Source organism: Nocardioides sp. YJ-D4, from assembly GCF_054031495.1.
The window spans coordinates 993,988-1,006,987 of the sequence record NZ_CM132932.1 but is presented as its reverse complement, the minus strand read 5'-3'; the positions used below and the strand labels follow the sequence as shown (position 1 = coordinate 1,006,987).

Genomic DNA, 13,000 nt, shown 5'->3' with positions numbered 1-13,000 from the left:
CCGAACATCAGGTCAGGGCGAGGTCGTCGGCGACGTGGCCGCAGGCCTCGAGCATGGCGGTGTCGCCCGGCTCGCGGGCCTGCATCCGCATGGCGGGCGCGGGGCGGGCCGCTTCACGCACCCGTGGCGCGGGTAGGCGAAGCGCGTTGTCGGCGGCGGCGCAGTCGGCGCAGAGCTGCGCGGGGCTGTCGAGGTCGTCGTACGGAACGCGCATGTCTGTCATGCAAACGACGGTAAGCACTACCAACGGGTAGCAGAAGGCCGACTCAGCGGTAATATTTCATCTGCTGTCTACGGTCGAGCCTTAACGTCGCCCGAGGTCTCGCCGGTAGGGTTCCGCGCATGTCCGGTTCACTCCTGATCGCAGGCTCCATCGCCACTGACCACCTGATGAGCTTCGGTGGAAAGTTCGCTGATTCGCTGGTCGCCGACCAGCTCGACAAGCTCTCGGTGAGCTTCCTGGTCAACGACCTCGAGATCCGCCGCGGTGGCGTCGGCGCCAACATCTCCTTCGGTCTGGCCAACCTCGGCCTGGCGCCGGTGCTCGTGGGAGCGGTCGGCGAGGACTTCGCCGACTACCGTTCCTGGCTCGAGCGCCACGGCGTCAACTGCGACCACCTGCACGTCTCCGAGACGCTGCACACCGCGCGGTTCGTGTGCACCACCGACACCGCGATGGCGCAGTTCGCCAGCTTCTACCCGGGCGCGATGGCCGAGGCGCGCGAGATCGAGCTCGGCCCGATCGCCGACAAGGTCGGCGAGCCGTCGTTCGTGCTGATCGCGCCGGACGACCCCGACGCGATGAAGCGCCACACCCAGGAGGCGCGCCAGCGCGGCTACACCTTCATCTCCGACCCGAGCCAGCAGCTCGCCTTCGGCGACGGTGAGCTCATCCGTGAGCTGGTCGACGGCGCCGCGTACCTGTTCACCAACGAGTACGAGTCGCACGTGCTCCAGCAGAAGACCGGCTGGTCCGCCGACGAGGTCCTCGCCCGCGTCGGCACCCAGGTCACCACGCTCGGCAAGGACGGCGTACGCATCCAGCGCAAGGGCGAGGACGCGATCGAGCTGCCCGCAGCCAAGAACGTCAACGCCGTCGAGCCCACCGGGGTCGGCGACGCCTTCCGGGCCGGCTTCCTGGCCGCGCTGGCCTGGGACTGCGAGCTCGAGCAGGCCGCCGAGGTCGGCTGCGTCCTCGCCGCCTACTGCGTCGAGACCGTCGGCCCGCAGGAGTACTCCTTCACCGCCGACGAGTTCGTCGCCCGGGTCCGCGAGTCCTACGGCGACACCGCCGCGGACCAGATCGCGCCGCACATCAAGGCTTGAACTTCTCTGGCAATTCCTGCACTTCTCGGGCAATGCAACGCCAGAGAAGTGAAGGGATACCCGGTTAACCGGGTATCCCTACCGCTTCGCTCAGCTCAGACGGCGTATCCGATAGACCGGTACGCCGTCTTCGGCTTCCACCTCGCCGACGAACTCCTGGCCGCGCATGCGGGCCCAGGCGGGTACGTCGTGGTGGGCGGCCACGTCGTCGGCGGCGACGGCGATGACCTCGCCGACCTCGACGTCGCCGAGGTGGCGGCCGAGCTCGATGATCGGTCGCGGGCAGGCCTGGCCGCGGCAGTCGAGAACGACTACGGGCGCGCTCACAGCCCGGCCTCGGCGCGCAGGTCCTTGACGATCCCGGGCAGTGCGTCGAGCACGCGCTCCACATCCTCTCGCGTCGTGTCGCGGGTCAGCGATAGCCGAACGTTACCGTGTGTCAGCGCTCCCATGGCAGCAAGCACCCGAGAGGGTTCGCGGGTGTCGGAGGTGCAGGCCGACCCGCTGGCGACACCGGCGCTGATGCGGTCCAGCGCGGTCACGAGCGCCTCGCCGTCGACGTACAGCGCCGAGAAGGTCACCAGGTGGGGGAGCCGGTCCTCGGCGGGCCCGGCGACATCCACGTCGGGGATCTCCGTCCGGACCCGTTCCCTGACCAGTGCGACCAGCTCGTGCTGGCGGGCGTTGACCTCCTCACGCTCGGCGACGACGGCCTGGAGCGCGGCCGCGGCCGCCAAGGCCCCGGGGATGTTCGTGAAGCCCTGATCCGTACGCGACCACTCGTCGCCCGGGAACGGCCAGCGCCAGCGGGCGGACCGGCGTACGACCAGCACTCCCACGCCACCGGGGCCGCCCCACTTGCGGGCGGAGCCGGCGATCGCGTCTCCGACCGACGGCAGCGGCAGCCGCCCCATGGCGGCGCCGGCGTCGACGAAGAGGGATGCCGTGCCGGCGGCGGAGGCGACCTCGTCGAGGGGCTGGAGCGTGCCGACCTCGTGGTTGGCCTGCTGGACCGCGATCACGTCGACGTCCCCGCTCTGCACCGCTTCCCGGACGGCGGCGACCTCGACCCGGGCCTCGCCGTCCACGGCCAGCTCGGTGACGGGGGAGCGCTGCGACCATCGTGCGGCGTCGATGACGGCCTGGTGCTCGACGGCACTGTGACCTATGCCACCTGATCCGAGCCCCAGCAGGCCGGCGTGCACGGCGGCGGTCCCCGAGGATGTGAAAAGCACCTCATCCCGACGCACCCCCAGCGCCTCGGCGACGACCTCGCGGGCGTTCGCGAGCAGCAGCCCGGCGTTACGGGCCGGCCGGTGGAGGCGGCGGGGGTCGGCGTACCCCTGATCGGCCGCAGCGAGCAGCACTTCCCGCGCGGCGGGATGGAGGGGCTCGGCCGAGGCGGCGTCGAGGTAGGTGAAGCGGTTGGTCACAGAACCCAACGGTAGCCATACGCGACATGAGGAACCCCTGAAGATGAATCCGGAGGCGGTCGCGGTAGTCTGCCGACATCTGAGTGTTCGCATGAGAGAGAGGCTCGTAGTGGGTCTGCACTTGCCAGGGGCCGGAACGACTCCGTCCCACGCCCGCGCCCGACGTGGTGCGCTGGTGGCGACGCTGACGGCCGGCGCCCTCCTGCTGAGTGGCTGTACGGACGAGGCGGCGCGTTTCGGCTTCCCCGAGCCACGTTCTGAGCAGGGGGAGCACAACCTCGCCCTGTGGCAGGGCGCATGGATCGCCGCGTTGATCACAGGTGTCCTGACCTGGGGGCTCATCTTCTGGGCGATCTGGCGCTACCGGCGCCGCAGCGATGCCGACGTCCCGGTCCAGACGCGTTACAACCTGCCGCTGGAGATCTTCTACACGATCGCCCCGGTCCTGATGGTGATCGTGTTCTTCGACCACACCGTCAAGGTCCAGAACGAGATGCTGAAGGACGGCAACCCGACCAACGTGATCGAGGTGACCGGCCAGCAGTGGCAGTGGACCTTCAACCACGGCATCGGTGAGCCCGACCTGAGCGCGGACGAGAACCTCGTCGACGACGAGTTCGCCTACGACAGCTACGGCTACGTCGTGGGCACGGGCTCGCACATCCCGACGCTGGTCCTCCCGGAGGAGACCACCACGCGGTTCAACCTGCGCTCGGCCGACGTCATCCACAACTTCGGCATCCCGGACTTCGGCATGAAGATGGACGTCATCCCGGGTCGGGTGAACCACTACTCGATCACCACGAAGGAGGCCACGGCCACCTTCGACCCGAGCGCGGAGGACCTCATCGAGGGCACCACCTTCCGCGGCGCCTGCTACGAGCTCTGCGGCGTCTACCACGCCCGGATGATCTTCAAGGTCGCGATCCTCTCCGAGAGCGACTACAAGTCCTACGTCGACACGCTGGCGCAGAACGGCTTCGAGGCCGAGCGCCCGCTGCTCGGTGGTGGCAAGTCCACCCGCCCCGCCGACGACATCCCCACTCACGAGGAGGAGGGCGAGTGACCGCCACCGCTGCGCGCCCGGTCACCGAGGGCCGCAAGCCGCTCGGAACGCAGATCTACCAGCTGCTGACCACCACCGATCACAAGCTGATTGGCAAGATGTACCTGGTCACGTCGTTCGTCTGGTTCCTGATCGGCGGCCTGATGGCGCTGCTGATGCGCTCGGAGCTGGCCTTCCCGGGCCAGCAGGTCGTCAACGACGAGCTGTTCAACCAGCTGTTCACGATGCACGGCACGATCATGCTGCTGCTCTTCGCGACGCCGTTGTTCTTCGGCTTCTCCAACGTGATCATGCCGCTGCAGATCGGCGCGCCTGACGTCGCCTTCCCGCGGCTCAACATGTTCAGCTACTGGCTCTACCTCTTCGGCAGCCTGATCGCGGCCAGCGGCTTCCTCACCCCGACCGGCGCGGCCGACTTCGGCTGGTTCGCCTACACGCCGCTGTCCAGCGCGCAGTACTCGCCGGGTGTCGGTGGCGACCTGTGGATCATGGGTCTCTACATGGCCGGTCTGGGCACGATCCTCGGCTCGGTCAACTTCATCACCACGATCATCTGCATGCGTGCGCCGGGCATGACCATGTTCCGGATGCCGATCTTCACCTGGAACACCCTGATCACCGCGCTGCTCGCGCTGATCGCGTTCCCGATCCTGGCCGCCGCGCTGCTGATGCTCGAGTCCGACCGCCAGTTCGGCTCCCACGTCTTCGACGCCGCCCACGGTGGCCCGATCCTGTGGCAGCACCTGTTCTGGTTCTTCGGTCACCCCGAGGTCTACATCATCGCGCTGCCGTTCTTCGGCATCATCTCCGAGATCCTCCCGGTCTTCAGCCGCAAGCCGATCTTCGGCTACGTCGGCCTGGTCGCCGCGACCCTCGGCATCGCGATCCTCTCGGTGGCGGTGTGGGCGCACCACATGTTCGTCACCGGCGCGGTCAACCTGCCGTTCTTCTCCGGCATGACCTTCCTGATCGCCGTGCCCACAGGCGTGAAGTTCTTCAACTGGATCGGCACGATGTGGGGCGGATCGGTCAGCTTCGACACCCCGATGCTCTGGTCGATCGGCTTCCTGACGACCTTCCTCTTCGGTGGTCTGACCGGCATCATCCTGGCGAGCCCGCCGCTCGACTTCCAGGTCTCCGACTCCTACTTCGTGGTCGCGCACTTCCACTACGTGGTCTTCGGAACCGTCGTGTTCGCGATGTTCGCCGGCTTCTACTTCTGGTGGCCGAAGATGACTGGCCGGATGCTCGACGAGCGTCTCGGCAAGGTTCACTTCTGGCTGCTGTTCGTCGGCTTCCACGCGACCTTCCTGGTCCAGCACTGGCTGGGTGTCGAGGGCATGCAGCGACGCATCGCCGACTACCTCCCGAGCGACGGGTTCACCTTCCTGAACCAGTTCTCGACGGTGGGCGCGTTCCTGCTGAGCCTGTCGATGCTGCCGTTCTTCTACAACCTCTACATCTCGCGCAACGCTCCCAAGGTCGAGGTGGACGACCCGTGGGGTTGGGGCCGCTCGCTGGAGTGGGCCACCGCCTGCCCCGCGCCGCGCCACAACTTCGTCTCCATCCCGAAGATCCGTTCGGAGTCCCCGGCCTTCGACCTCCACCACCCGGAGATCGCCGCGCTGGAGCACGATGAAGACGATCTCGCCTCCACCAGCTCCAACAAGGAAGGCTGACCCCGATGAAGTCTGAAGCCTGGATCTTCGTGGTCTGCACCGCCTTCATGGTGCTGGTCACGCCGGCCTACTGGTTCGTCACCGCGGCCTCCGAGGAGGGCGGCGACTGGACCGGCACCTCGGCGCTGGTGATGTGCACGCTGCTGTTCGCGATGATCACCGTCTACCTCGGCTTCCACGCCATCAAGATGGACCCACGTCCCGAGGACCGTGAGGACGGCGAGATTGCTGAGGGCGCCGGCGAGTACGGCTTCTTCCCGCCGTTCTCCTGGTGGCCGCTGTGGGCCGGCCTCACCTTCGGCCTGGTGGTCCTCGCAGTTGCGATGGCCGCCTGGTGGCTCCTCATCATCGCCGCCGTGCTCGGCCTGCTGGCCCTCGCCGGCTGGAACTTCGAGTACTACCGAGGCGAGTTCAAGCACTGAGCAGAGGAACGTACGCGGGGCCTGATCCGAGATGGATCGGGCCCCGCTTCCCTTCTTGGGAAGCTCTTGGTGATGCCCGGTAGGGTTATCGCGCCTACGTCCCGGTTCAGGGCGTCGGGGTAAATGAATCAGGTCTGGAGCAGTCTCACCGTGTCAACGCAGTCACCGTTTCGCCGCCCGTCCGTGTTTGCCCGCCGCCGGGTGCTGTTGACCACCGCAGCGGCAGCCCTCGCGCCGGTGCTCGCCGCCTGCGGGGCGGACCCGGCCTCGAAGGAGCCCAAGAAGCCCGCCGAGCCGACGGTGCAGATCACGTCCAACATCGAGGACAACGCCACCGGCGTCGCGGTCGACAAGGTCGTCAAGGTCGATGTGGCCAAGGGGCGTCTCGACGAGGTCATGCTGACCGGCGCCAAGGGCACCAAGGTGCGGGGCACGATCACCGAGGACGGGCTCAGCTGGAGCGCGGGTGAGGTGCTCGAGCCGACCGCCTCCTACACCCTCGCGGTCACCGCCACCGGCGACGACGGTCTGGAGCAGACGAGCCAGATCAAGTTCTCGACCGAGGACCTCGGCCTGGACCGGCAGACCTACCCGTCGATCGCGCCGCTCGACGGCGAGACGGTCGGCGTCGGGATGCCGATCATCGTGACGTACGACCTGCCGGTGAAGAACAAGGCCGCCTTCGAGAAGAAGATGATCGTCGAGTCGACCCCGAAGCAGGAGGGGTCGTGGTACTGGGTGAGCGACAAGGAAGTGCACTACCGCCCGCGCACCTACTGGCAGGCCAACTCCACGATCAACGTGAAGCTCAACATCAACTCGGTCCCCGCCGGTGGCGGCATCTTCGGCCAGAAGGACCGCGAGATCACGTTCAAGACCGGTGACGCGCACATCTACCGGGCCAACGCGCAGACCCACCAGATGGAAGTCTTCAAGAACGGGCAGAAGATCCGGACCATCCCGATCACCACCGGCAAGGAAGGGTTCATCACCCGCAGCGGCGTGAAGGTGATCATCGAGAAGTTCAAGCGCAAGACCATGAACTCCGAGACCATCGGGATCAACCAGGGCGACCGGGAGTACTACAACATGGAGGGCGTGAAGTGGGCCATGCGGCTGACGTTCTCCGGTGAGTTCATCCACGGCGCGCCATGGTCAGTCGCGCAGCAGGGCAACGCCAACGTCTCCCACGGCTGCACCGGGATGAGCGACGAGAACGCCAAGTTCCTCTACGACATGACCCGCCGCGGTGACGTCGTCGAGACCGTCGGCACCAACCGCCAGATGACCTTCAGCAACGGGTGGGGCGACTGGAACACCTCCTACGACGAATACCGGGCGGGGTCTGCCCTCGCCTGAGTCGACATTGTGCATTGCAGTAATTAGCGTGCGACATCGTGTGGTTGATGCTTGAACCTGATGGCGACTTTACCTACGTTCCACCTAACACGTAATCGCGTTGCGCAGGGCTGACCCCGACGGCCCGCGCCGCCTTGGAAGGTGGACTCGTTGCCTCGGCCTGTGCTGGTGCTCGACCTGGACGGCACGGTGTGTCTCGGAGACACACCGGCACTTCTCTACGCCACCCGGGTGGCGGACCTCACCGACGCCCCTGAGGCGCTTCTGGAGACCGCAGCGGCCTTCCTTGGGCAGAGACTGCCCGAGACCGCTCCGAAGACGCTGATGGGCGCTCAGGACGGCTATGAGGCGGTCAAGATCCTGGGCCTGGCGGCAGGGGTTTCCGAGGAGCAGCTCAGCGCTGCGTACGTCGCGAGCCGGGAGGCGATCAGCGAGCAACCGGGCGACATCCGCACGCCCGAGGGGCTCATCGACCTGCTCGACGGGATCGACGCGCACCGGGTGATCCTGACCAACTCACCCGGCGGCCGCGGCCTCGACGCGATCCTGGAGCACCTCGGCGTACGCGACGTGGTCGACGAGGTGTGCACCGACGCGCTCAAACCGACCCGGATGAAGGGGCACCTGGACGGCTTCCTCGACCACGTCGGTGCCGCTGACACACCCGAGTGGTTGATGTCGGTCGGCGACATCTGGCGCAATGACCTTGCCCCCGCCGTCGAGCGTGGTTGTGTTGCTGCATACGTTGACGCCTTCGACCGCCGGCAGGGACCGGCACATGTTCGTGCAGGATCGTTCGTGGACCTGTACCCCGCAGTCTCGGACTGGTCGAGTGACCCGTCATCCTTCATAGCAGCTCACCCCCTCAAGGAGTCTGTCCAATGTTGAGAACCCCCAGGAACCGGTTGCTGGCGGTCGGTGCCGCCGCATCGCTCGCCCTCTCGCTCGCCGCCTGCGGTGGTGGTGAGGAGAGCACCGCGCCCGCGGAGGATCCCGACGAGATCGTGCTGTCGCTGGTGCCCTCCGGCGACGTCGACTCGATCACCGAGAGTGCGAAGGGCCTGGAGTCCTTCCTCAGCGACAAGATCGGGATCCCCGTACGCGCCGAGGTGACCGAGAGCTATGCCGCCGCGATCGTGGCGATGAAGGCCGACCAGGCCCAGGTCGCGATGCTCGGCCCGATCGGCATGGTCCAGGCCGAGGACCAGGCCGGCGCGGTGCCGGTGCTGCAGTCGGTGCGCTTCGGCTCGGGGACCTACCACACCCAGTGGTTCACCAACGACCCCGAGACCTACTGCGCCGACGAGGTCAAGGTGGTCGAGGGCTTCAAGTACTGCAACGGCACCGATGCCGCCAAGACCGGTCCCGCCGGCGAGGAGGCGCTCGCCAAGATCAAGCCCGGCACCTCGATCGCCTTCGTCGACCAGGGCTCCGCCTCTGGCTACTACTACCCGGCCACCCAGTGGGGTCAGGTCACCGGCGGCGACGCCTTGGTCGACCTCGACGCGCAGTTCGCCGGCGACCACGACGCCGCCGTCCTGGCCGTCGCGCGCGGTGACTACCCGATCGGGGTGAGCTTCGACGACGCCCGCGAGGAGGTCGCGGCCGACGAGCCGAAGGTGGCCTCCGAGGTCGTGGTCTTCGCCTACTCCACCGAGATCCCCAACGACGGCATCGTCGTCGCTGCCGGCCTCTCCAAGGAGCTGCGTACGAAGGTGACCGACGCCTTCACCGCGATGGCGAAGGACCCCAAGGGGCTCAAGACGCTGGAGGCGGTCTACGAGATCGAGGGTCTGGAGAAGGTCGACACGGCCGCGCTGAAGAAGGCGAAGTCCGTGGAGGAGAACTTCGGCGAATGAGCATCGTCTTCGACGACGTCTCGGTGGTCTACCCGAACGGCACCCGCGGCCTGGACAAGGTCTCGCTGACCATCCCGGCGGGGGAGTTCGTCGTGGTCGTCGGGCTCTCTGGGGCCGGCAAGTCGACGCTCGTCCGTACGATCAACGGCCTGGTGCCGGTCACCTCGGGATCGCTGTCGGTGGGCGGGACCGAGGTGGCCACGGCGCGCGGGCGACGGCTGCGGCGGCTGCGCGCCGAGATCGGGATGATCTTCCAGGGGTTCAACCTGGTCAGCCGCCGCTCGGTGATGGGCAACGTGCTCACCGGGCGGCTGCACGCCCAGTCGTGGGCGCGGTCGGCCCTCGGGCTGCACACCAAGGCCGACAAGGAGATCGCCTTCGAGGCGCTGGAGCGCGTCGGGATCGTCGAGAAGGCATGGGTACGCGCCTCCCAGCTCTCCGGCGGGCAGCAGCAGCGGGTCGCGATCGCTCGCGCGCTGGCGCAGCAGCCGTCGGTGGTGCTCGCCGACGAGCCGGTCGCCTCCCTGGACCCGCCGACGGCCAACCTGGTCATGCGTGACCTGCAACGGATCAACCGCGATCTCGGTATCACCACTGTGGTCAACCTGCACTTCCTCGATCTCGCCCGGCGTTACGCCGATCGGATCATCGGCATGCGCGCGGGTGAGGTGGTCTTCGACGGTCCCGCGGCCGAGGCCGACGACGCCGTCTTCGAGAGGATCTACGGCCGCTCGCTGACCGCCGAGGACGTCCTGACATGAGTCAGGCGACCCTCGAGCGCCCGGGCGGCTCGCCGAAGCAGGAACGCCCGCCGCAGCCGCCGCCGAGCCCGCTCCTCATCGGGGGCATCCTGGGCGCGGTCGCCGTGACCGTGGTGGCGGGTTGGGCGATCGACTTCTCGCTCACGCCGGTCGTCGAGCAGTGGCCGATGCTGACGATGATCCTCGAGGAGGTCGTGCACCCCGAGTGGGCGGAGATCACCGACCCGTCCTCGCGGCTGTGGACCGCGCTGATGGAGACCGTGGCCATCGCGGTCATCGCGACCTTCGTGGGCTCCCTGATCGCCCTCGGGGTGGCTCTGCTGGGCTCCAAGGTGAGCGCGCCGCCCGCGGTCTACCGGGTCACGAAGCCGGTGATGTCGGTGATCCGGTCGCTGCCCGACATGGCTTACGCGCTGGTCTTCGTCGCCGTCGTCACCGGTCCGCTCCCGGGGATCCTGGCGCTGACCATCTTCAACATCGGCATCGTCGCCAAGCTGACCTCGGAGAGCATCGACGCCGTCGATCCCGGCCCCCTGGAGGCGCTCGACGCCGCCGGGGCGACCCGCTGGCAGCGCGCCCGGGTCGCGATCGTGCCCGCCGTGCTGCCCAACTACGCCTCGTACGTCCTCTATGTCTTCGAGCTCAACATCCGCGCCTCCGTGGTGCTGGGCGCGGTCGGGGCTGGCGGGATCGGGCAGCTGATCATCCTCTACTTCACCCGAGGCGACTACCCGCAGCTCGCGGCGGTCGTGATCGTCATCTTCGCGGTCGTCGTCGGGATCGACCTGCTCTCCCAGTTCCTGCGCCGGAGGCTGGTATGACCCCGGCGCCCGCGACCACGCGGCCGAAGCCGCCGCCGAAGTGGCCCTACACCGCGGCCGGCTTGGCGCTGATCGGCATCGTGCTGGTGGCCGGATGGTCGCTGGACGATGCCAAGTGGGAGCGGCTGCCGCAGTTCCCCGGGGAGATCCTGCAGTACGCCGGCCAGATGCTCGACGGCGTGCTCACCTGGCCGGGGGCGCATCCCGAGGGCCAGGCCGACCCGGAGCTCACCTACGGGGACTGGTGGCTGCAGGCGCTGAAGCTGATGGGGGAGTCGGTGGCGCTCGCCTGGATCGGCACCTGCGTGGGGGCGCTGTTCTCGTTCCCGCTGGCGTTCCTGGCCGCCTCCACCACCGCGCCGCTGGTCGTACGCCTCCCGGTGCGGCTCTTCTTCAACGCCATCCGCGCGGTGCCGGAGATCCTGCTCGCGGTGATCGTGATGCTGCCGCTCTTCGGGCTCAACCCGATGGCCGGAGCGATGGCGATCGGCATCCACTCGATCGGCTCGCTCGGCAAGCTGACGCTGGAGAACATCGAGGCGGTCGACCCACGTCCCGTCGAGGCCGTCACGGCGGCCGGTGCGACGTGGTGGCAGCGGATCCGCACGGCCGTCATCCCGCAGATGATGCCGGAGACCGTGGCCTTCTGGCTCTACCGCTTCGAGGTGAACATCAGGGCAAGCGCGATCCTCGGCGTGGTGAGCGCCGGTGGAATTGGTGCGTTACTAAACCGTGTCCTTCGGGGCCGTGAGTGGGAGTGGGGTGGAATCATGCTAGCTGTGATCATCATCGTGACGATCCTGGTAGACCAGCTGTCAGCAGCGCTGCGTCACCGGATCCTGCACGGCGCCGAAGCCACTGTGGTGGCGGCATGAGCGAGCGCCAGCGAGCAACCAGAGGGCCGGTCATGCCGGCGCGTCCGTATTCTCAGTCTCTTCGAACGGAGGCGCCGGCATGACCAGCGCGCCGGTTCTTCCAGCCATCAGGGCCGCGATGCCGCGGCTCAACCCTTCCGAGCGTGCGGTCGCCGAGGTCGTGCTGACCCGTTCGGAGTGGGCCATCGAGGCGACCACCGCCGAGATCGCCGCCGAGGCCTCCGTCTCGACCGCGACCGTGGTCAGAGCCGCGCAGAGACTCGGGTTCCGCGGTTTCCCGCACCTCAAGGTGCTGCTGGCGCGCGACCTGGGAACGGCCAAGACCGAGACGACCGAGGGAGGCAGCCCGCTGACGGTGGTGCGTTCCTTCTTCGCCGACATCGCCGACTCCGCCTCCGACATGGTCGGGCTCCTCTCCGAGGAGCAGGTCACCCGGGCCGTGGAGCTCCTCGCCGAGGCCCGATCGATCCTGGTCGCCGGCACGGGCGTCTCCTCGCCGGTCGCCCAGGACATCGCGATGCGACTGGGCTCTCAGGGACTCAGCACCGTCGCGCCCAGCGACCATCTCGACCAGCTCATCCGGGCCCGTCTGCTCCAGCCGGGCGACGTCTGCGTCGTCGTCAGCGGCACCGGCGCCACCGCGCCCACCATCCAGGTCGCCCAGGCGGCCGTCGCCGGGGGAGCGGCCGTCATCGCGCTGACCTCCTTCACCGGCACCCAGCTGACCAAGCTCGCCGAGGTCGAGCTGGTCACCCCGCAGGGCGGTCGCGCCGGGTTCCGCCAGGAGCTCGACTCGATCATCCGGATCCCGCAGCTCATCCTCGGCAACGCACTCGTCGCCGCCGTGGCAGCCCGCGACCCCGAGGCCGCGGCCAATGTACGCGCCCGGGTACTCGAGGTCGTCGGCGGCGAGCTCGACCCGCAGGGCTGAGCACCCCAACAAGGCCGAGTCGGCGCGTTAGAACGCGCCGACTCGGCATTCTTCAGAGGTACGCCGCGAGAAGGTCTGCCTCGGCGCGGAGCTGCTCCGCCTTCTCGCCCGCGCCGTGGGACTCCAGGTCCGTCGCGGCGCTCAGCCGCTCGGTCTGCTCCGCGGAGATGATGCCTCGGACATCGTCATCGGTCAGGTCGCGTCTCGCGGCCTCGGTGGCACCGACGCCGCTCGCGGCGCCGGCGATCGGTCCGTCGCTCACGAGGGCCTCCTGCGCCACCGGGAGGGCCTCGGCGTTGGCGATGGCGGAGAGCGTCGAGCGGAGCACGGCCGTAGCCGTGGTGTCGCGCGCCTTGCGGGCGGTGAGGAGGTCGGCTCGGAGTCGAGCCTGGAGGCCGGTCATGTGCTGGACCCTAGGATCCGCGTCGAGTCGCGAGCAACCGGGTTTCTGCCGCTGGAACGCTCAGA

At 68.1% G+C, this 13,000-nt stretch carries 15 protein-coding genes; 11 read left to right on the top strand and 4 right to left on the bottom strand.

All coding sequences use genetic code 11. The features are described 5' to 3' along the window. Positions 1 to 7: 7 nt before the first annotated feature. Complete coding sequence (locus tag ACW14X_RS04860; protein WP_457164899.1) at positions 8 to 223, bottom strand: hypothetical protein; 216 nt, start codon at positions 221 to 223, stop codon at positions 8 to 10. Between the two features lie 119 nt (positions 224 to 342). Here ACW14X_RS04860 and ACW14X_RS04855 point away from each other — a divergent pair, with 119 nt between their 5' ends. Beyond that, positions 343 to 1,326 (top strand): carbohydrate kinase family protein, encoded by a 984-nt coding sequence (locus tag ACW14X_RS04855; RefSeq protein WP_160024396.1) that lies wholly within the window; start codon positions 343 to 345, stop codon positions 1,324 to 1,326. 90 nt (positions 1,327 to 1,416) lie between these two features. Here the strand turns inward: ACW14X_RS04855 and ACW14X_RS04850 are convergent, their stop codons facing one another. Both ACW14X_RS04850 and ACW14X_RS04845 read right to left on the bottom strand, forming a co-directional pair. Further along, a complete protein-coding gene (locus ACW14X_RS04850; RefSeq protein ID WP_160024395.1) occupies positions 1,417 to 1,653 on the bottom strand; it encodes a sulfurtransferase TusA family protein in 237 nt (78 codons plus the stop codon). Beyond that, positions 1,650 to 2,759, bottom strand: coding sequence for a cysteine desulfurase family protein (locus ACW14X_RS04845; protein ID WP_457164898.1), 1,110 nt, complete (start codon positions 2,757 to 2,759; stop codon positions 1,650 to 1,652). The genes ACW14X_RS04850 and ACW14X_RS04845 overlap by 4 nt, the downstream gene beginning before the upstream one ends. A 175-nt stretch (positions 2,760 to 2,934) precedes the next feature. Here ACW14X_RS04845 and ctaC point away from each other — a divergent pair, with 175 nt between their 5' ends. The 10 genes from ctaC (at position 2,935) to ACW14X_RS04795 (ending at position 12,532) form a co-directional block, all read left to right on the top strand. Beyond that, positions 2,935 to 3,825: an aa3-type cytochrome oxidase subunit II gene (ctaC, locus tag ACW14X_RS04840; RefSeq protein ID WP_160024393.1), complete on the top strand. Its 891-nt coding sequence runs from the start codon at positions 2,935 to 2,937 to the stop codon at positions 3,823 to 3,825. Beyond that, positions 3,822 to 5,504 (top strand): aa3-type cytochrome oxidase subunit I, encoded by a 1,683-nt coding sequence (gene ctaD / locus ACW14X_RS04835; protein ID WP_350718910.1) that lies wholly within the window; start codon positions 3,822 to 3,824, stop codon positions 5,502 to 5,504. Before ctaC ends, ctaD begins: the two co-directional genes overlap by 4 nt. A gap of 5 nt (positions 5,505 to 5,509) precedes the next feature. Next, the gene (locus tag ACW14X_RS04830) at positions 5,510 to 5,926 is read left to right on the top strand and encodes a cytochrome c oxidase subunit 4 (protein ID WP_350661547.1); all 417 of its coding nucleotides are present in this window, start codon (positions 5,510 to 5,512) and stop codon (positions 5,924 to 5,926) included. Between the two features lie 201 nt (positions 5,927 to 6,127). Further along, positions 6,128 to 7,285, top strand: coding sequence for an Ig-like domain-containing protein (locus tag ACW14X_RS04825; protein ID WP_457164897.1), 1,158 nt, complete (start codon positions 6,128 to 6,130; stop codon positions 7,283 to 7,285). Positions 7,286 to 7,435: 150 nt separating this feature from the next. Then, on the top strand, positions 7,436 to 8,173 hold the full coding sequence (locus ACW14X_RS04820; RefSeq protein WP_457164896.1) for an HAD family hydrolase: 738 nt from the start codon (positions 7,436 to 7,438) through the stop codon (positions 8,171 to 8,173). Next, the gene (gene phnD / locus ACW14X_RS04815) at positions 8,167 to 9,144 is read left to right on the top strand and encodes a phosphate/phosphite/phosphonate ABC transporter substrate-binding protein (protein ID WP_350843686.1); all 978 of its coding nucleotides are present in this window, start codon (positions 8,167 to 8,169) and stop codon (positions 9,142 to 9,144) included. The genes ACW14X_RS04820 and phnD overlap by 7 nt, the downstream gene beginning before the upstream one ends. Then, the gene (phnC, locus tag ACW14X_RS04810; RefSeq protein ID WP_457164895.1) at positions 9,141 to 9,905 is read left to right on the top strand and encodes a phosphonate ABC transporter ATP-binding protein; all 765 of its coding nucleotides are present in this window, start codon (positions 9,141 to 9,143) and stop codon (positions 9,903 to 9,905) included. The genes phnD and phnC overlap by 4 nt, the downstream gene beginning before the upstream one ends. Then, positions 9,902 to 10,726: a phosphonate ABC transporter, permease protein PhnE gene (phnE, locus tag ACW14X_RS04805; RefSeq protein WP_160024388.1), complete on the top strand. Its 825-nt coding sequence runs from the start codon at positions 9,902 to 9,904 to the stop codon at positions 10,724 to 10,726. Before phnC ends, phnE (ACW14X_RS04805) begins: the two co-directional genes overlap by 4 nt. After that, positions 10,723 to 11,601: a phosphonate ABC transporter, permease protein PhnE gene (gene phnE / locus ACW14X_RS04800; RefSeq protein WP_457164894.1), complete on the top strand. Its 879-nt coding sequence runs from the start codon at positions 10,723 to 10,725 to the stop codon at positions 11,599 to 11,601. The genes phnE (ACW14X_RS04805) and phnE (ACW14X_RS04800) overlap by 4 nt, the downstream gene beginning before the upstream one ends. 79 nt (positions 11,602 to 11,680) lie before the next feature. Next, positions 11,681 to 12,532 (top strand): MurR/RpiR family transcriptional regulator, encoded by an 852-nt coding sequence (locus tag ACW14X_RS04795; RefSeq protein ID WP_091049949.1) that lies wholly within the window; start codon positions 11,681 to 11,683, stop codon positions 12,530 to 12,532. Positions 12,533 to 12,584: 52 nt separating this feature from the next. Here the strand turns inward: ACW14X_RS04795 and ACW14X_RS04790 are convergent, their stop codons facing one another. Beyond that, positions 12,585 to 12,935, bottom strand: coding sequence for a hypothetical protein (locus ACW14X_RS04790; RefSeq protein WP_457164893.1), 351 nt, complete (start codon positions 12,933 to 12,935; stop codon positions 12,585 to 12,587). Between the last annotated feature and the right edge of the window lie 65 nt (positions 12,936 to 13,000).

Excerpts from the sequence above, each read along its gene's own strand:
- ACW14X_RS04860 (WP_457164899.1), bottom strand. The coding sequence starts at position 223 with ATGACAGACATGCGCGTTCCGTACGACGACCTCGACAGCCCCGCGCAG.
- ACW14X_RS04855 (WP_160024396.1), top strand. The coding sequence starts at position 343 with ATGTCCGGTTCACTCCTGATCGCAGGCTCCATCGCCACTGACCACCTG.
- ACW14X_RS04830 (WP_350661547.1), top strand. The coding sequence starts at position 5,510 with ATGAAGTCTGAAGCCTGGATCTTCGTGGTCTGCACCGCCTTCATGGTG.
- phnD (WP_350843686.1), top strand. The coding sequence starts at position 8,167 with ATGTTGAGAACCCCCAGGAACCGGTTGCTGGCGGTCGGTGCCGCCGCA.
- phnC (WP_457164895.1), top strand. The coding sequence starts at position 9,141 with ATGAGCATCGTCTTCGACGACGTCTCGGTGGTCTACCCGAACGGCACC.
- phnE (WP_160024388.1), top strand. The coding sequence starts at position 9,902 with ATGAGTCAGGCGACCCTCGAGCGCCCGGGCGGCTCGCCGAAGCAGGAA.
- phnE (WP_457164894.1), top strand. The coding sequence starts at position 10,723 with ATGACCCCGGCGCCCGCGACCACGCGGCCGAAGCCGCCGCCGAAGTGG.
- ACW14X_RS04795 (WP_091049949.1), top strand. The coding sequence starts at position 11,681 with ATGACCAGCGCGCCGGTTCTTCCAGCCATCAGGGCCGCGATGCCGCGG.
- ACW14X_RS04790 (WP_457164893.1), bottom strand. The coding sequence starts at position 12,935 with ATGACCGGCCTCCAGGCTCGACTCCGAGCCGACCTCCTCACCGCCCGC.